General features: G+C 69.4%; 15 protein-coding genes and 1 pseudogene. 5 read left to right on the top strand and 11 right to left on the bottom strand.

Annotated elements, in window-relative coordinates; genetic code table 11:
- The 4 genes and pseudogenes from GQ56_RS45240 to GQ56_RS0137445 all read left to right on the top strand — a co-directional run.
- A pseudogene (locus tag GQ56_RS45240) lies at window positions 1-120 on the top strand (putrescine ABC transporter permease PotI); the annotation flags it as partial.
- A 100-nt stretch (window positions 121-220) separates the two neighbouring features.
- Window positions 221-1,810 (top strand): DUF3138 family protein, encoded by a 1,590-nt coding sequence (locus GQ56_RS0137455; RefSeq protein ID WP_031403516.1) that lies wholly within the window; start codon window positions 221-223, stop codon window positions 1,808-1,810.
- 111 nt (window positions 1,811-1,921) lie between these two features.
- Window positions 1,922-3,226, top strand: a complete 1,305-nt coding sequence (locus GQ56_RS0137450; RefSeq protein ID WP_031403515.1) for an NAD(P)/FAD-dependent oxidoreductase — start codon at window positions 1,922-1,924, stop codon at window positions 3,224-3,226.
- Between the two features lie 28 nt (window positions 3,227-3,254).
- Entirely contained in the window at window positions 3,255-4,556 is a 1,302-nt protein-coding gene (locus GQ56_RS0137445; protein WP_031403514.1) for an NAD(P)/FAD-dependent oxidoreductase, read from the top strand.
- A 167-nt stretch (window positions 4,557-4,723) separates the two neighbouring features.
- Here GQ56_RS0137445 and gor read toward each other — a convergent pair whose 3' ends face one another.
- The 6 genes from gor to GQ56_RS0137410 form a co-directional block, all read right to left on the bottom strand.
- Window positions 4,724-6,079: a glutathione-disulfide reductase gene (gene gor, locus GQ56_RS0137440; protein WP_031403513.1), complete on the bottom strand. Its 1,356-nt coding sequence runs from the start codon at window positions 6,077-6,079 to the stop codon at window positions 4,724-4,726.
- 244 nt (window positions 6,080-6,323) lie between these two features.
- Window positions 6,324-6,548, bottom strand: coding sequence for a hypothetical protein (locus GQ56_RS0137430; protein WP_031403512.1), 225 nt, complete (start codon window positions 6,546-6,548; stop codon window positions 6,324-6,326).
- 375 nt (window positions 6,549-6,923) lie between these two features.
- Window positions 6,924-8,045, bottom strand: a complete 1,122-nt coding sequence (locus GQ56_RS0137425) for a porin (protein ID WP_031403511.1) — start codon at window positions 8,043-8,045, stop codon at window positions 6,924-6,926.
- 663 nt (window positions 8,046-8,708) lie between these two features.
- Window positions 8,709-9,419 (bottom strand): YoaK family protein, encoded by a 711-nt coding sequence (locus GQ56_RS0137420; protein WP_031403510.1) that lies wholly within the window; start codon window positions 9,417-9,419, stop codon window positions 8,709-8,711.
- Between the two features lie 57 nt (window positions 9,420-9,476).
- On the bottom strand, window positions 9,477-10,004 hold the full coding sequence (locus GQ56_RS0137415; protein ID WP_031403509.1) for a chromate transporter: 528 nt from the start codon (window positions 10,002-10,004) through the stop codon (window positions 9,477-9,479).
- Complete coding sequence (locus GQ56_RS0137410; RefSeq protein ID WP_031403508.1) at window positions 10,001-10,639, bottom strand: chromate transporter; 639 nt, start codon at window positions 10,637-10,639, stop codon at window positions 10,001-10,003. Before GQ56_RS0137410 ends, GQ56_RS0137415 begins: the two co-directional genes overlap by 4 nt.
- A gap of 96 nt (window positions 10,640-10,735) precedes the next feature.
- Between GQ56_RS0137410 and GQ56_RS0137405 the strand changes: the two genes are divergently transcribed.
- Window positions 10,736-11,620 carry a transcriptional regulator GcvA gene (locus GQ56_RS0137405; protein WP_031403507.1) on the top strand — a complete coding sequence of 295 codons (885 nt, stop codon included), beginning with the start codon at window positions 10,736-10,738 and terminating at the stop codon, window positions 11,618-11,620.
- Between the two features lie 21 nt (window positions 11,621-11,641).
- On the opposite strand, the gene GQ56_RS0137400 is transcribed toward GQ56_RS0137405, so the two are convergent.
- From GQ56_RS0137400 to flgJ, 5 genes are all read right to left on the bottom strand, one after another.
- A complete protein-coding gene (locus GQ56_RS0137400) occupies window positions 11,642-12,949 on the bottom strand; it encodes a solute carrier family 23 protein (RefSeq protein WP_031403506.1) in 1,308 nt (435 codons plus the stop codon).
- 261 nt (window positions 12,950-13,210) lie between these two features.
- Window positions 13,211-14,446 carry a flagellar hook-associated protein FlgL gene (flgL, locus tag GQ56_RS0137395; protein WP_031403505.1) on the bottom strand — a complete coding sequence of 412 codons (1,236 nt, stop codon included), beginning with the start codon at window positions 14,444-14,446 and terminating at the stop codon, window positions 13,211-13,213.
- A 17-nt stretch (window positions 14,447-14,463) separates the two neighbouring features.
- A complete protein-coding gene (flgK, locus tag GQ56_RS0137390) occupies window positions 14,464-16,401 on the bottom strand; it encodes a flagellar hook-associated protein FlgK (RefSeq protein ID WP_031403504.1) in 1,938 nt (645 codons plus the stop codon).
- 194 nt (window positions 16,402-16,595) lie between these two features.
- Window positions 16,596-17,351, bottom strand: a complete 756-nt coding sequence (locus GQ56_RS0137385; RefSeq protein WP_031403503.1) for a flagellar brake protein — start codon at window positions 17,349-17,351, stop codon at window positions 16,596-16,598.
- Window positions 17,352-17,575: 224 nt separating this feature from the next.
- Window positions 17,576-18,220, bottom strand: a 645-nt coding sequence (flgJ, locus tag GQ56_RS0137380; RefSeq protein WP_031403502.1) for a flagellar assembly peptidoglycan hydrolase FlgJ, incomplete at its 5' end; no start/stop codon positions are given.

Here is an 18,220-nt window from a genome sequence, read left to right as displayed (position 1 = left end):
GCGCTGGCGACGCTGTTCATCACGGCGGTGACGATCGGCGTGATCGTCGTGAACCGGATGATGATCGCGCGCGAACGACGCCGCATGGCCGACATGAAGGCGGCCTTCGCGGCAGCCTGAACGCCCCGCCCCTTTCCATCGACAACAAGACCCGCGCGCCGCGCCATGCGGCGCGCGAACCGATCGCAAGTTGACAGGCGCACGACAAGGAGAATCCGCAATGAAGAAGAAACTGATCTGCCTGCTGGTGGCCGGCGCGTTGCCGGGCATCTCGCTGGCCGACTCGACATCCGCCGAGATCAAGGCGCTGCAGGCGCAGGTCGCGGCGCTGCAGAAACAGATGAAGGCGATGCAGGCGCAGCTCGCCGCGAAGCCCGGCGGCGCGGTGGTCGCGACGTCCGGCGCGGGCGCGGGCGCGGGCGCGGGCGCGGGCGCGGCGGCCGCCGCGGCCGTCGATCCAGGTTCGCCGGAATACGGCAAGGCGCAGGCCACGCTGACCAACGACGAAGTCACCGAAATGAAGCAGCAGATCGCGAACCAGCAGCTGAAGGTCGACTCGCTGTCGGACGCGGCCAACACGGGCCCGATCGCCGGCCTGTCGGTAACGGGCTACATCGACCCGACCTACATGTACAACCGCGCGGCCGGCACGTCGTCGTTCCTGTTCGCGAACCACGAGAACGCGTACAACTACTTCAACAGCACGTTCGGCGATCTCTACCTCGACATCAAGAAGACCTTCGGCGTCGGCCCGATGGCGCCGTCGGCCGAGATCACGCTGATGCCGAACCGCGGCAACGGCATCACGCTGCTGCAGAACTCGCGCGGCTCGGTCACCGACAACCTGCTGAACACCGCCGTCGTCAACGTGCCGATCACCGCGGAAACGACGCTCGTCGCCGGCCTGATCCCGAGCTTCGGCGGCTACGAGGTGCAGCAGTCGAACCAGATGCTCACGCTCACGCACAACCTGCTGTACGACTTCTCCGATCCGGGCAGCTACGTGGGGGCCGGGGCGAACTACACGAAGGGCAACTGGGCGTGGAAGTTCTTCGTCGGCAACGAGCAGTACCGCACCTACGGCTCGGTCACGACGACGGGCACCAACGCGCTCGGCGATCCGATCACGACGAGCAACAAGGTGCCGACCTTTACCGCGCGCGCCGACTACACGTGGTCGAGCGCACTCGATATCGGCGGCTCGTTCAACATCGGGCGGCAGACGCTGTCCAGCTCGATCGACAAGAACGGCGTGGTGCATTACGGCCCCGGCGGCGCATCGCCGAGCGGCTACGGCACGTTCTTCTTCGCGGAAGCCGACGCGACCTACACGCTCGCCGACGTTCAGTACAACGCGGAACTCGACTACGGCCAGCAGCAGCACGCGGCCTTCAACGGCGGGCTCGCGCAATGGTACGGCCTGTCGCTGCTCGCGCACCGCAAGTTCAACGCGCCCGTGGTCGGCCGCATGGGCGTCACGCTGCGCTACGATGCGCTCGTGAACAGCAAGAACGGCGGCGGCGGCGGCGGCATCGCGCTGAACGGCAACGGCATGGATCCGAACAACGGCTTCGGCGTCGATGCGAATTGCGTCGCGACGTCGCAGGCGAACGGCGGCCTCGGCTTCGACTGCAAGGGCGCGATCCGCCAGGACGTCGCGCTCGACCTGCTGTTCTATCCGACCCAGCAGATCACCGTGAAGGTCGAATACCGGCACGACTGGGCGAACAACCGGGTGTTCCTGCGCAACGACGGATCGTACGGCAAGTCCAACGACCTGCTCGCCACGCAGTTCATCTATTCGTTCTGATGCGGGCCGCGCGGGACGCCGTGCCGCGCGCACGGCGTCCCGCGCCGTTTTCACCGGCCGGATGACGGTGCGCCCCACGCCGCCGCCGGCCGCCACGAGGGAGTCGGTTTCATGACGCAGTCTTTCACCCGCCGCGCCGACGCGCTCGCGCGCGACTCGTACTACGAAGCGACGGCCGTGCGCCCCGCCGTGGACGACCCCGCGCTCGACGGCACGATCGACGTCGACGTCTGCGTGATCGGCGCCGGCTTCGCGGGCCTGTCGACGGCGCTCGACTGCCGCGCGCGCGGGCTGTCCGTCGCGGTGATCGACGCGCACCGGCCCGGCTGGGGCGCCTCGGGCCGCAACGGCGGCCAGGCGATCACCGGCTTCGCGAAGGACGAGGAGATCGAGCGGCAGCTCGGCGCCGACGGCGCGCGCGCCGCGTGGTCGCTGTCGCTCGATGGCGTCGCGCTGATCGCCGAGCGGATCGCGCACTACGGGATCGACTGCGACTTCACGCGCGGCTACCTGACGGTCGCGACGAAGCCGCGCCGCATCGACGACCTGCGCGCGTGGATGGACGCCGCGACGTCGCGCTGGGGCCATCCGTCGCTCGCCTGGCTCGACACCGGCGCGATTCGCGCGCGCATCGCGTCGACGCGCTATCTCGCCGGCGTGCACGATCCGCTGTCGGGGCACCTGCATCCGCTCAAGTACTGCCTCGGCCTCGCCGATGCAGCGCGGCGCGAGGGCGTCGCGCTGCATGCGCATACGCCGGCGCTCGACGTCGTGCGCGGCCCGCGGCCCGTGGTGCGCACGCCGTCGGGCGACGTGCGCTGCCGCTTCGTCGTGTCGTGCTGCAACGCGGGCCCCGGCGGCATCCTGCCCGCCGCGACCGCGGCCCGCATCGCCCCGATCGCGTCGTACATCATCGCGACCGAGCCGCTCGGCCAGGCGCGCGCCGACGCGCTGATCGCGCAACGCGAGGCCGTGTGCGACAACAACTTCTTCCTCGACTATTTCCGGCTGTCGGCCGACCACCGGATGCTGTTCGGCGGCCGCGCGAATTCGGCCGGCGCATCGCCCGCCGCGCTCGCCGAAACGATCCGGCGGCGCATGGCGGGCGTGTTCCCGCAGCTCGGCGACGTGCGCGTCGACCACGCGTGGGGCGGCTTCGTCGACGTCACGCGCAACCGTGCGCCGGACTTCGGCGCGCTCGATCCGAACTTCTTCTACGTGCAGGGCTTCAGCGGGCACGGCGTCGCGCTCACCGGCATCGCCGGACGCGCGGTTGCCGGCGCGATCGCGGGCGACACCCGCGCGTTCGACCTGTTCGCGCGCATGCATCACCGGCGCTTCCCCGGCGGCGACGCCTGGCGCCAGCCCGCGCTCGAACTCGGGATGCTGTACCACCGCGTGCGCGAGCTGTTCTGAGCCCCCTTTTTTATTCGTCATCCTGATCATGCTGACATTCGCCAACCAGCCGCACGTCGCGTCCTACTACGCGGCGACCGCCAACGATACGACCCGCCACGCGCCGCTCGCCGGCACGACGGACGCCGACGTGTGCGTGATCGGCGCGGGCCTCACCGGCCTGTCCGCCGCGCTCAACCTCGCCGAGCGCGGCCATTCGGTGACCGTGCTCGAAGCGTCGCGGGTCGGATGGGCGGCCAGCGGCCGCAACGGCGGCCAGCTGATCGGCGGGTTCGCATGCGACATCGACACGTTCGGGCAATTCATGCCCGAAAGCGACGTGAAGCGTATCTGGGACATGGGACTCGAAACGCTGTCGCTCGTGAAATCGCGCATCGCGCAGCACGACATCGACTGTGCGCTGGTGCCCGGCTACCTGACCGCCGCGAACACCGAGCGCGACGCCGACTCGCTCAAGCGCTGGCGCGACGAGGCCGCGAAGCGCTTCGGCTACGACCGCTTCCACTTCGTCGAAGCCGACGAACTCGGCGACTATGTGCAGTCGGAACGCTATTGCGGCGGCCTGTACGACCCGGACAGCGGCCACCTCCACCCGCTCAACTACACGCTCGGCCTCGCCCGCGCGGCGACCGGCGCGGGCGTGCGCATCCACGAGGACAGCTGCGTGACGCGCGTGCGCGACGTCGCCGGCGGCCACGTCGTCGAGACCGACAGCGGCAACGTGCGCGCGCGTTTCGTCGTGCTCGCATGCAATACCTATGTCGGCACGCTCGCGCCCGCGCTGTCACGCAAGATCATGCCGGTCGGCACCTACGTGATCGCGACCGAGCCGCTCGGGCCGGCGCGCGCCGCCACGCTGATGCCCGCGCGCGCGGCGATCTGCGACAGCCGCTTCGTGCTCGACTATTTCCGGCCCGCGCCCGACACGCGGCTCGTGTGGGGCGGCAAGGTCAGCTACTCGACACGGGAGCCGCGCGATCTCGCGGCGGCGATGCGCGCGGACATGCTGAAGACGTTCCCGCAGCTCGCGGACGTGAAGGTCGACTACGCATGGGGCGGCTTCGTCGACATCACGATGAACCGTGCACCGCACTTCGGCCGGATCGCGCCGACGATGTACTTCGCGCAGGGGTTCTCGGGGCACGGCGTCAACACGACCGCGCTCGCGGGCCGGCTGATCGCCGAGGCGATCGACGGACAGGCGAGCCGCTTCGACCTGTTCGGCAGGATCCGCCATCGCGACTTCCCGGGCGGCGCGGCCTTGCGCACGCCGGCGCTGGTGCTCGCGATGGGCTGGTACCGGCTGCTCGATGCGTTCGGCGTGCACTAGGACGCAAGACCGGGGCGCACAACCGGCCCGGAAATGCATCCGGCGCACCGGTCTTGTCAACGACGCCCATCGAAAATCGCTGATAGCGCCTGACTCCGCCCTATGGAAACGGCGTTTCCCCGGCCGATGCGCGGCCCGGCAATCCGGCCGCGCGCCGCCCTCCGCCGCTAGTCGGCCACCTTCTGCCGCATCGTCACGAACTCCTCGGCCGCGGTCGGGTGGATGCCGATCGTGTCGTCGAACTGCGCCTTCGTCGCGCCCGCACGAATCGCGATCGCGATGCCCTGGACGATCTCGCCGGCGTCGCGGCCGACCATGTGCGCGCCGATCACGCGCTGGCTGTCGCGTGCGACCACGAGCTTCATCAGCGTGCGCTCGTCGCGGCCCGACAGCGTATGGCGCAACGCCTTGAACGACGTGCGGTAGATGTCGACGTCGCCGTGCACGCGGCGCGCATCGGCTTCGGTCAGGCCGACCGTCGCGACCTCGGGCTGGCTGAACACGGCCGACGGCACGTATTCGTGATCGGCCGCGACGCGTGAGCCGCCGAACAGCGTGCGCGCGAGCAACCCGCCGTCGCGCGTCGCGACCGGCGTGAGCTGCGGCCGTGACGTGACGTCGCCGATCGCATGGATCGACGGCACCGACGTCGCCGAATATGCGTCGACGGCAATCGCGCCGCGCGCGTCGAGCGTGACGCCCGCCTGCTCGAGCCCGAGACCGTCGACGTTCGGCACGCGGCCGGTCGCATACAGCACGTCGTCGTACGGCCCGTGCCACGCCTCGCCGATACGCACGCGCAACGTGCCGTCGTCCGCGCGCTCGATCGCCTCGACCTCCGCGCGCGAATGGATCGCGACGCCCTGCTTCGTCATCTCGTCGGTCAGGAACCCGCGCACGTCGTCGTCGAAGCCGCGCAGGATCCGCTCGCCGCGATAGAACAGGTCGACGCGGCTGCCGAGGCCGTTGAAGATGCCGGCGAACTCGACCGCGATATAGCCGCCGCCGACCACCGCGATGCGCCCGGGCAACCGGGCGAGCGACAGCGCCTCGCGCGACGTGATCGCATGCTCGATGCCGGGCCGCGGCGGCAGCGACGGACGCGAGCCGGTCGCGATCGCGATGTGGCGCGCGGAGATCGTGCGTTCACCGATCGCGACCGTATGCGCATCGACGAGCGTCGCGCGCCCCACGTGCATCTCGACGCCCGATTGCCGCAGCAGGTTGATGTAGATGTCGCTGAGCCGGTTGATCTCGCGATCCTTCGCGGCGATCAGCGCGGGCCAGTCGAGCGTGCCGGCGCCGAAGCGCCAGCCGAAGCCCTTCGCGTCGTCGACTTCGTGCGGGTAATGCGATGCGTAGACGAGCAGCTTCTTCGGAATGCAGCCGCGGAGCACGCAGGTGCCGCCGATCTGCTCCTGTTCCGCTATGCCGACACGGGCGCCGTACGACGCGGACAGGCGCGCGAGCCGCACGCCGCCCGAGCCGGCCCCGATGACGAACAGGTCGTAGTCGAAATCCATCGCATTCCCTCATCACGGTTCGGATGAAGGCACGATAGCAAGATTCCGGCATTCTTGCGGCGCACGGCGCAGCCGGGCGCGCGCGCAATAAAAAACGGCGAGAGACGTGGCCTCTCGCCGATCAAACCGGCTGCCGGGTGTGCCATGCGTCACCGATCGACCACATGCCCGACCCGCCGGCCGCGCGGCACCGGTCCGTCCGGGCGCGCGAACGGCGCGCCCGCGGCCGGACCGGCCGCCATGCTCATGCCTGCGACGTGTCGCCGCCGTCCGTCGCTTGCGTATCGTCTGCCGCCTGTTCGTCGTCCTTCTTCTTCTCGACGAGACCTTCGAGCGCTTCCGCGCCCTTGAAGCCGGCGACGGCAGCCGCCGCCTTCGTCAGCAGGCCCGCATCCGGATCCAGCTTTTCCGCGCCTTCAACGGCTGCGACTGCACCGGCGATTTCACCCACGGTGTTCAGGATACCCATCGTCATCCCCTTTCAAGAAAATCGTGAGCGCATCGTCCCACGAAAAAAACCGGCAGACAGCGATTGTCATCGCCGGATACACAAGTTACGCACCAGGCCGGCCGCGCTCGCCGAGCGCCACCGGAACGACGCACGCGCGAGCCGGACGGCACGCGACGGGCGATGCACGCAGCGTAGCGGAAAGCCTGCGCGCGCACTGTAAAAGTATGTTCTGGCTTGCCGACGGATCCCTTACGGCGCGGGGGTCTCGTGATGAAGCATTCGCCGAATAGTCGTGCGTGCGCATGAAGGTCGCGTGACGAAAAAAAAGAGGCGCCTCGCGGCGCCCCTTCGATGCGTGCCGGGCGAATGCCGGCGCATGCGTTCCGACGTTCGTCAGAAGATATTGCGCAGGCCGATCGCGATGCCGGTCTGGTTGCTGCGGCCCGGCAGCTCGACGTTCGCGGCGCCGTTCGTCTTGTTGAAGTCGACGGTGCCGTAGACTTCCGTGCGCTTGCTGAGCGCGTACTCGGCAATGCCGACGATCGCGTAGCGGTTGCCGCTCGCGAGCGTGCCGTTCGCGGTCATCGCGTTGCGCATGTGGTCGTAGTAGAACGCGCCCGTCAGCGTCAGCGGCGCGGTGACCTGCCAGCTCACGCCGGCGAACGGGCCGTCGTCGATCCGGCCGGTGCCCTTCGCGACCGGAATCGTCTGCTGCGCGAGCAGGCTGTCGACGAAGCCCGTGTCGTCCTTCGAGCGCAGGTAGCCCGCGTAGATCTTCGCCTTGCTGAACGCGTACACGACGTTCGCGTGGTAGATCGTCTGCTTGCGCGCCGAGTTGTCGCTGTTCTGCTGCGCGCCGGCCGCGACGCTCAGCGGGCCCATCACGTACGACAGCGACACGCCCCACGCATTGCCCTTGCCGAGCGAACCCGGAATCTGGCCCGAGAAGCCGCCGGCGCCGGTCGATTCGTAGTTGGTGCCGGTCGAGTACATCGCCTTCGCGGTGAGCCCCTCGAACTTGCCCGTGTACTTGATCTGGTTGTCCGCATACAGGCCGCCGCCGAGTGCGACCGGCAGCCACGCGTTCTCGAGGTAGTTGCCGACCGTCAGCGGATCGTAGGTGTCCGACAGCAGGTCGAACAGCGGCGTTTTCTGGCGGCCGAGGGTCACCGTGCCGTACGGGCTCTGCAGGCCGACGTACGCCGCGCGGTTGAACAGGCGGCCGCTGTCGGCGGATGCGCCGTTCTGCAGGTTCACGCCGCTTTCGAGGTTGAACACGGCCTTCAGGCCGCCGCCGAGATCTTCCGTGCCGTAGATGCCGAAGCGGCTGTTGGTGATCGCGCCGTTGGTCATCGACAGCAGGCCGTCGTTCTTCGCGTTGGCGTTGGTCAGGTAGCGGATGCTGGCGTCGGCGACGCCCCAGAGCGTGACCGAGCTTTGCGCCGCCGCGTACTGGCTGGCGAATGCGAGCGCGGCGCCCCCTGCGATGGCTGCGAGCCGGGTGGTCTGCTTCATGAGCTTTCCTTTTTTTAGGTGTCTCCGTTCATGGCCGGCCGCGTGCGCAGCCGGGTGGCGATCGCTCGCGTTCCTGGCGCGCGCGATGCGGCCTGAATCATATGACGAGTGCAATCGTTGAAAGAAATTGAAACACGCGGTAATCGTGCGAATGTCGCCCGGGAACAACGGTTCCCGCGCCAGGCTTGCCTCGCACGCGGGCGGAACGGTGCGCGACGGTGCCGGCCGGTGCGCGCGGCGCTGTAAGATTCGGCGCCGGGAAGGCGAGGTCACAAACGGAGCGCGACGGGCCGGCCCGCGCGATCGACGCCGCCAGCGCGTGCCGCAAGCAAGGACGGCACGCGTGGCCGGTGCCGCATGGTCGGGGCTGCGTCGCCGGGGCTGCGTGGCCAGGGCTGCGTGGCCAGGGCTGCGTGGCCGGTGCTGCGCGGCCGGGGCTGCGTCGCCGGGGCTGCGTCGCCGGGGCTGCGTGGCCAGGGCTGCGTGGTCGGTGCTGCGTGGTCGGTGCTGCGTGGCCGGTGCTGCGTGGCCGGTGCTGCGTGGCCGGTGCTGCGTGGCCGGTGCTGCGTGGCCGGTGCTGCGCGGCCGGGGCAACGTGGCCGCGCCGGAGCGCACCGCAGCGGATGCACCGCGGCAGCAACGGCCGCCGCGCCGGGCTTGCCGTCAGGCCGTTTGCGCGGCCCCGTCGTCGCCGCCGCCCTGCCCCGCGCGATGCCACGCGCGCCGCACGATCTCCACGAATGCGCCGACGAGCAGCAGCACGGCGCCCCACAGCGCGACCGTCGGCGCGAGCCGCGTCACGAGGCCGCCGACCACCGCGCCGGCGAGGAAGCAGAAGCTGATCGTCGCGAGCAGCGCCGAGTCGTGCAACGCGCCGGCGTCGTAGCGCGGGATCAGCCCGACGAACAGCTTCTGCGCGGCGCGCCGCAGGTTGCCGGTCGTCATCACCGACGTGTACGACAGTTCCTCGAGATGGGTGAACGACAGCGTCTGCAGCGTCGCGACGAACGAGATGCCGGGGATCAGCCATGCGCTCGATGCGCCGACGAGGCCGCTCGCGGCGACGCCGAGGAACGCGATTTCGACGAGCAGGCTCGCGAACGCGGTGTGCCGCATCCAGCCGCGCTGCGCGGCGAGGCCGAGCAGGTGCGCGACGAACACGGCGATCACGAAGCCGACAAGCGGCGGCACGTGATGCAGCGCGGCGGCCCATTCGCCGGCCGACAGGTTGATGCCGAGCAGCGCGACGTTGCCGGTCATCGTGTTCGCGAACACGTGGCCGTGACCGACATACGTGTACGCGTCGAGATAGCCGCCGGACAGCGTCAGCAACGCGGCGACAGTGAGATTGCGGCTGGCGCCGTCGAGATCCATCGAGCCTCCCGTGAAGAATCGCGCCAGTATGGCGCACGGGCGGCCGGTTTGCGCCGGTTACTGCCCGATGCCGGTGAGCCCGATCAGCGCGCCGCCCGCGAGCAGCCACAGCGGATGGATGCGCGTGCGCCATGCGAGCACGGCGCACACGGCCGTGACGCCCCACTGGATCGCCGTGCGGTTCGACGCCTCGGCGATCAGCACCGCGCTCGCCGCGACGAGCCCGGCCGTGACGGGCATCATCCCCTGCTGCACGTAGCGGCGCCACGGCCGGTCGCGAAAGCGCTCCCACGCGTGCAGCGCGAGCACGGTGATGACCGACGACGGCCCGAACTTCGCGACCGTCGCGACCAGCAGCCCGGCCCAGCCGGCCACGTGCCAGCCGACCAGCGACACGATCATCATGTTCGGCCCGGGCGCGGCCTGGGCCAGCGCGAACAGCGAGGTGAACTCGTGCGCGCTCATCCAGTGATGCACGTCGACCACCTGCCGCTGCATCTCCGGCAGGATCGTGTTGCCGCCGCCAAACGCGAGCAGCGACAGCTGGCTGAAGATCGTCGCGATGGCAATCAGTGTGGCGTTCATGGCCGGCCTCCTTGCCGGGTGTCGCGCGCGGCGGCCGGCGCTTGCGCGGGCTGCGACTGCGGCGCGTCCGCGTCGCGGCGCCGCGACGCGAGCCAGATGCTGACGGGCGTGAGCACGAGCATCGCGGTCAGCAGCGGAATGCGCAGCAACGCGATCGCGACGAACGCGAGCGCCGCGATGCCGGCCGCCGCACGCATATGCCGCAGCGGCTTCGCGACCTTCACGGCCATCGCGACGAGCAGCCCGGCGGCCGCGGCGGCCAGCCCCGCGAACAGGTGCTGCACGTGCGGATCGTTCTGCGTCTTCGCATACAGCACGCCGAGCGCGACGACGACGAGCGTCGGGCAGGCGATCAGCCCGAGAATGCCGGCGAACGCGCCGGCGACGCCGCAAAAGCGCATGCCGACGGCGACCGACAGGTTGATCACGTTGCCGCCCGGCAGGAACTGGCACAGGCCGAGCAGGTCGGTGAACTCGTCGGCGGAAAGCCACTTGCGCTCCTCGACGATGATGCGCCGCGCAAACGGCAGCGCGCCGCCAAACGACATGAAGCCAAGTGAAAGGAAGCCGGTGAACACCTCGGCGACGCCCACGCGGCGGGGCGTGGCGGCTGGCGGCTGGGAAACGGATTGCATGGGGATCCTCATCAAACGGTTCGCCGAGGTTACCGCCGTTCGACAGGCCTGCAAAACGATTTTATCGGCGCGCCCTTGTGATCTAGAATCACAAGCATGGCACGCGACCTCCCGCCCTTTTCCGCGCTTCGGGCCTTTGAAGCAGCGGCAAGACATGAAAGCTTCAGCGCCGCCGGCGACGAGCTGCATGTGACTCATGGTGCCATCAGCCGGCAGATCGCCGGGTTCGAGGCGTGGCTCGGCCGGCCGGTGTTCCACCGCTACGGCAAGCGCGTGAAGCTCACCGACGAAGGCCGCCGCTACCTGGACACCGTGCGCGCGGCGTTCGACAGCATCGCGCTCGCGACCGAGCAGTTGCGCAACACGGGCGCCGCGCGCGTGCTGCGCATCAATGCGCTGCCGACCTTCGCGATGAAATGGCTGCTGCCGCGCCTGTCGCGGTTCCAGCGCGACGTGCCGAACGTCGAGCTGAAGCTGTCGACGTCGAACGCGCCGCTCGACGCGCTCGACGGCTTCGACGTCGCGATCCGCCGCGGCCCCGGCCACTGGCCGAACTGCACGAGCGGCCACTTCCTCGACGAAAGCGTGATTCCCGTCTGCAGCCCCGCGCTGCTCAGGCGCACGCCGATCGCGCGCGCGGACGATCTCGCGCGGCACGTGCTGCTGCATTCGGATACCCGGCCGGAAGGCTGGCGCGACTGGTTCGCGGCGGCCGGCGTCGCCATGAAGGGGCGCAAGCGGCAGTCGTTCGACCACTTCTACCTGGCGCTGCAGGCGGCCGTCGACGGGCTCGGCGTGGCGCTCGGCCCGCTGCCGCTGATCGACGACGAGCTTGCGAGCGGCCGGCTCGTGATGCCGCTGGAGGGGCCGCGCATCGCGACGCGCAGCTACTGGTGGATCGCGCCGCGCGCGCCGGCCGACGATCCGCTCGTCGCGCAGTTCTGCGCGTGGCTGCAGGCGCAGTCCAATACCGGCGCGTGAGTGCGCGCCGCCCGCGCCCGGTCAGACCACCGGGCCCGGTTCCTTTTCCTTGCGCAGGATCGCGTACAGGATGATCGCGCCGAACGTCGCGGTGCCGATCCCGCCGAGCCCGAAGCCGCCGATCTTCAGCGAGAAGTCGCCGGCGCCGAGCACGAGCGTGACGGCCGCGACGATCAGGTTGCGGTTGTCGGAGAAGTCGACCTTGTTGACGACCCAGATCCGCGCGCCCGTGACCGCGATCAGCCCGAACACGACGATCGACACGCCGCCGAGCACCGGGCCTGGAATCGTCTGGATCACCGCGCCGAATTTCGGCGAGAAGCCGAGCACGATCGCGATCAGCGCGGCGACCGCGAACACGAGCGTCGAATAGATCCGCGTGACGGCCATCACGCCGATGTTCTCCGAATACGTCGTGACGCCCGTGCCGCCGACGCTGCCCGACACGATCGTCGCGAGCCCGTCGCCGATGAACGCGCGGCCGATGTAGCGGTCGAGGCTCGTGCCGGTCATCGCGCCGACGGCCTTGATGTGGCCGAGGTTCTCGGCAACGAGGATCACCGCGACCGGCGCGAGCATCAGCATCGCGTGCGGATCGAACACCGGCGCGGTGAACGCCGGCAAGCCGAACCACGCGGCGTGCGCGACGATCGAGAAATCCACCGGCTTGCCGAGCCCCATCCCGTTGGTCGCGATCGCATAGAGCGCGTAGGCGATCGCGAGCCCGACGAGGATCAGCAGGCGCTGCATCATCCCGCGCGCGAACACCGCGACGCCGCCGACGCACAGCACCGTGACGAGCGCCATCACCGAATCGAAGGTCGACGCCGACACGCCCTTGACCGCGATCGGCGCCAAGTTCAGCCCGATCACCGCGACGACCGCGCCGGTCACGACGGGCGGCATCAGCGTCTCGATCCAGCGGGTGCCGACCGCCTGCACCAGCGCACCGAGCGCGACGTAGACGACGCCGCACGCGACGATCCCGCCGAGCGCGACCGGGATGTTCGGGTTCGGGCCGCTGCCGCCGTAGCCGGTCACCGCGATCACGAGGCCGATGAACGCGAAGCTCGAGCCGAGGTAGCTCGGCACGCGGCCGCCGACCAGCACGAAGAACAGCAGCGTGCCGATGCCCGACATCAGGATGCACAGGTTCGGGTCGAAACCCATCAGCAGCGGCGCGAGCACCGTCGAGCCGAACATCGCGACGACGTGCTGCACGCCCATCGCGACCATCTGCGGCCACGGCAGGCGCTCGTCGGGGCCGACCACGCGCGCTGCCGCACCGGTCGATTGCACCCGCCAGCGCGGGAAATAGGAATCGGACATGGGGAAAAGGGCTCCTGTCGATCGCCGGCTGCGGAGGATGCGCCGGTCTGGAATCTGGCGCGAGTTTACGGAGCGGGAATCGGGCTGGCAAGCGGATAGACGCGCGGGCCGGCAAGCGCGGGGGGGCGGCTTGCCGGGCGCGCGAACCGGGGCGCGATGCGCGGCCCGGCTGCGGCTGCCGGCCGCGCATCGCGCGCGGGCGGCAGCCGGCGCCGGCTTCGACATAAGCGTGCGCTCACATCGAAGCCGGCGCGTCGTGCATCACGGATTGATGTACTGGAACAGCGAGAGGTTCTGCAGCGCCGAGTAAGCCTTCTGCGAGCCCGTCAGCGCGTTCTGCATCTGCAGGAACTGGCTGATCGTCGACACCATGTCGGTACTCGTCACGTTGGACAGGTTGCTGGTGACCTGCAGCGTGTCGGTCTGGTTCACGGTCTGCATCGCCTTCACTTGCTGCTGGCGGCCGCCGACCGACGCCTGCACGGTGAGGACGTTCGTCATCATGTTGTTCAGCTTCGTCGTGCCGGTGGTCATCGCGTTCGCGAGCGCGGCGGCGGCAGCCGTATTGCTGCTGACCGGCACCTTCAGCGCGGCGATCATCGAGTCGAGCGCCGCGAACACGTCGGTGCCGGCCTGCGGCGCCGGCGTGACCGTGAACTTGTCGCCGGAGGCCGGGTTGCCCGACACCGGCACGGTCAGGCCGTTGCCCAGCGCGATCGCGGCGCCGGCCGAATACGGCTGCGCGGCGGTCATGGTCGGCGGCACGGCGGTGTTGTCGGTGACCGTATAGGTCGGCGCGGCGGTCGTGCCGCCGAACGTGATCGTGAACTGGTGCGTATTGGTCGCCGCCGACGGGCTGGTGATCGACGCCGCGCCGATCGTGCCCGTCCCCGTGTTGCTGGCGCCGGCGGCCGGCACCGGCTGGCTGCCGAGCATCGGCACCGACAGGAACACGCTCGCGCCGTTGTCGCTCTGTGCGACCGTGGTCGTGTCGGCGATCTGCACCTGGCGCGAACCCGAGTCGCCGCTGTACGTCACACCGCCGCCCGGCGCATTCGCGAACGGCGCGGTAGTCGACTGGAAGCCGGCGAACAGGTAGTTGCCCGAGCCGTCCGTCGAGTTCGCAAGCGTCAGCAACTGGTTGCGATAGCCCTGCAACTGCGTCGACAGCGCCGAGCGGTCGCTGTCGGACAGCGAGCCGTCGCCGGCCTGGATCACGACCGTGTGAATGCTGTTCAGCAGGTTGTTAACGCTGAAGAGCGTCTGGCCCTCGGCCTGCAGCGACGACAGCGCGGTGTTCTGGTTCGACGAGTACTGCGACAGCGTCGCCGACGTCATCGACAGCTGCACGGCCTGCGCGGCGCCCAGCGGATTGTCGGCAGGCGTCGAGAGGCTCACGCCGCTCGAGATCTGCTGGTACAGCTGCGAGAGCTGCGCCTGCTGATCGTTCATCTGCGCGACGTTCATCTGGAAAAACTGCGTGGTGGAAATCCGCATCGCTTCGATCCCCGAAATCAGTTGAACAGGCCGAGCACGGTCTGGAACAGCGTCGACGCGGTCTGGATCACCTTCGCGTTCGCCTGGTAGGCCTGCTGGTACTGCATGAGGTTGGCCGCCTCTTCGTTCTGGTTCACGCCCGACACCGACTGCTGCGCTTCCGTGATCTGGCCGATCAGCGAAGTCTGCGCGGCGCTCGACGACTTCAGCTGGCTCGTCGTGTTGCCGATGCTGTTCACGTAGTTCGCGTACGCGCCCGTCAGCGTGGTCGTACCACCGCCGAACGCCTTCGAGTTGACGAGCTGCGACAGCGCGAGCGCGTTGCTGCCGTCGTTCGTGCCGCCCGTATTCGGCGCGACCGTGAAGGTGTCGCCGGCCGTGGGCGTGCCCGACACCGTGACCGTGACGCCGGCCGTCAGCGTGATCGGCGAGCCGGACTGGTAATTCTGCGGGCCGGTAGTCGTCACCGGCGAGGCGGTGTTGTCGGTGACCGTGTAGGTCGGGATGGCGGCCGTGCCGCCCATCGTGATCGTGTAGTTGTGCGGGTTGGCCGCGGCCGTCGCGCTCGTGACCGACAGCCCGCCGATCGTCCCGGTGCCCGTGTTCGTCGTGGTGGCCGACGGCACGAACGGCGCCGCCGCCGCGATCGCGGCGCCGTTCGACGTCGCGAGGCCGAAGCCGTTCAGCGCGCCGCGCGTCGGCAGCACGGTGAACTGGTCGCCAGGTTGCATCGTGCCGGACAGCGACAGGTTCAGGCCGCCAATCTGGCCCGGCATCTGCGCGTTCGACAGCGTGCCGACCACCGCACCGCTCGCGCGATCGGTCAGCGTGTAGTTGGTGCCGTCGTACGACAGCGTGTAGTCGCTCGTGGTCGGCTGCGCCGCATTCGCGAACGATACCGACAGCGTCGCGTTGCCGGTGTTGCCCTGGTTCGCGTACGTGGCCGGCGTGCCGGTCGTGAACAGGTTGCCGCCGACGTTGCCCGACTGGTTGACGCCGAGCGCGTTCTGCGCGTTGACCTGCGCGGCGAAGCTGGTCGCGATCGCGCCGAGCTGCGCTTCGGCCGGGTCGAGCGTCTGGCTGCGGAACGCGAGCAGGCCGCCGAGCGTGCCGCCCGACAGCGACGTGCTGGACAGGGTCTGGTTCGGCCCTTGCGGGTTCGCGCCGGCGATGCCCTGCGACACGACGGTCAGCTCGCTCGGATCGGACGGCGACGTGACGGCCGCGAGCTGGTAGCTCGTGCCGGCGACGACGAGCGGCGTGCCGCCCGCGAGAAACACGCTGTAGCCGTCGCTGTTGCTCACGACCTGCACGCCCGCGAGGTTCGACAGGTTCGACACCGCGAGGTCGCGCTGGTCCATCAGCTGGTTCGGCGGCTGGCCCTGGCTGCTCGCGGCCGCGATCTGCTGGTTCAGCTGCGCGATCTGCGCGGTGTAGCCGTTGATCTGCGTCACGGTGCTCGTGAGCTGCGTGTTCACGCTCTGGCGCAGCGCGTCGTATTGCTGGCCGGTCGCCGTGATCTGGTTCGCGAGCGTTTGCGCGTTGCTCATCGCGGTCTGCCGCACCGACGAGTCGGATGCGCTGTTCGCGACGTTCTGCAGCCCGGTGAAGTAGTTCGTGATCGAGCTCGAGATGCCGGCCGTCGGGCTGCCGACGTAGTTGTTCAGCTGCGTGACGAGCGAGTACCACGTCGACAGCGAGCCGCTCTGCGTCTGCGCGCTGTTCAACTGGTCGCTCAGGTACTGGCTGTACTGCCGCTGCACGGTGACGGTGTTCACGCCCTGCGGCAGGTAGCCGCTGCTCGTGTACTGGCCGCTTGCCTCGGCATAGACCGGACGTTCGACCGAATAGCCCGGCGTCGCGGCGTTGCTGATGTTCTGGCCGGTCGTCGTGAGGCCCCAGAGCGCAGCATTCAGGCCGCTGACGCCGAGGTTCATGAGTGTGTTGGAAGACATGCGCGATCCTGATGAGCCGGCCGCGCTGCGGCCGCCGGGTTGCGTGACTCCCGGTATAACGGCCGCGGATCGGAAAAATTGAGGAAAAAATGCGCGCGCGACGCGCGCTGGCGCGTCGCCCGTCGCAACGTCCGGCCGACGGTGCCGCGAACGCCGCGCGGGCGGCCCGGTGCGGGCCGGCGGCCGGGTGCGCGTCAGGCCCGCGCGAGCGAGCGGCGCTTCATCTCGAGCTGCGTGATCAGGCGCTGCAGCGTGTTCTCCGCGCTGCCCGGCAACGACATGTAGCGGAACCCGAGCTGGTAGCGCCGCGACCCGTTCGGCAGCTGCGTCGAGCGCTGCGACACCAGCTGCAGGTCGAGCGACAGCTTGCCGTGGCCGGTCAGTTCGAGCTCGACGTCGGGCAGCAGCGTGCCGACCTCGAGCGCCTCGACGCGCTCGTCGGCCGTGCGCAGCCCCACCCCGCCGAGCGACAGGTTATGCACCTCGAACAGGAAACCCTCGCCGTCCGGCAGCTTGCCGCGGCACAGGAACGGATCGACGATCGGCGCATCGACCCGGAAATACTCGCGGCGCTGGATGCACATCAGCACCTCGGGGAAATCGGCGACGAACGCCGGCAACCCCTCGTAGCGCGTCTCGCGCGGCGTGCTCGTGGTGAATTCGACGCGCACGCCCTCGGGAGCCGCCGCGAACGTGCAGTGCGACGCAGCCAGGATGCCCGCGTTCTGCTCGGCCAGCGCGCCCCAGTCGAACGTAAACGTCCGCGCGCCGACGTCGACCTCGAGCAGGCGCGTGACGAGCTGGCCGCCCGGATACTGGACGGTCAGGAAATCGCCCCGGTTCACGAGGTTGCGCAGCTGCACGCCGATTTCCAGCGGATTGCGGCGGGCATAGTCGGGCCCGGAGTGGCCTGCATCCAGGCTGGGGTCCGTCGACGTTTCGATATTCATGGCTAGCCGGTCTTTCTTTCATGGACGCGCCGGGGCAACCGGTGCGCAATAAAACCGGGCCAGAACGGGGGCCCGGTCGCAGGTCTCTCACACTTAGCGGCAGTGCTGACCGAAAGTTTAGATCGAATTGGGGATTTTTTTCGCGCAAACGTTGAAACCGCGCGCGGCGGGCTGCCGGGCGCGGTCCGAAGGAAACAACGGGCGAGTGGCCGGCGGTGCGCCCGTCAGCCGATCTGCTGCATGATCGAGATCAGCTTCTTCGCGTAATTCGGGTCGGTCGCATAGCCGGCCTTCTGCATCCCGTGCGCGAAGCCCTCGACGCTGCGGCTCGCGCTCAGCACGCCGGAGTAGCGCGGATTGTTCTTCAGCAGGTTCGCGTAGTCGGTCATCGCATGCTCGTACGAATCGTACGCGCGGAACTTCGCGACCACGCGGCGCGGCGCGCCGTTCACGTACTCGGTCGTCAGCGCCGACACCGTGCGGCCCGTCCAGCCCTTGCTGGCCTTGATGCCGAACACGTTGTAGCTCGTCGAGCCGTCGCTCGCGCGGATCTCGCGCTTGCCCCAGCCCGATTCGAGCGCCGCCTGGCCGACGATGAAGCGCGCCGGGATCCCGGTCGACGCGCTGGCCGCCTGCGCGGGGCCCGCGAGCCGGTCGACGAACGCGTCCGCGTCCTGCACGCCGCTCGCGCCCTTCAGCGGCGGCGTCAGCGCGCTGCCGCCCGAATAGCCGCGCCCGCCGGCGAGCGCGCCGTTGTTCGCCGCGTCCGCGTAGGCCCGCGCCATCGCGTTCATCGCGGCGAGGCCGCCTTCGTTGCCGTCCGCACCCGCCCCGCCCATGCCGCCGACGTCGGCCGCCGTGTCGCTGCC

The sequence above is a fragment of the Burkholderia paludis genome, assembly GCF_000732615.1.
Lineage (GTDB): Bacteria > Pseudomonadota > Gammaproteobacteria > Burkholderiales > Burkholderiaceae > Burkholderia > Burkholderia paludis.
This window is presented reverse-complemented; position numbering and strand designations above follow the sequence as displayed.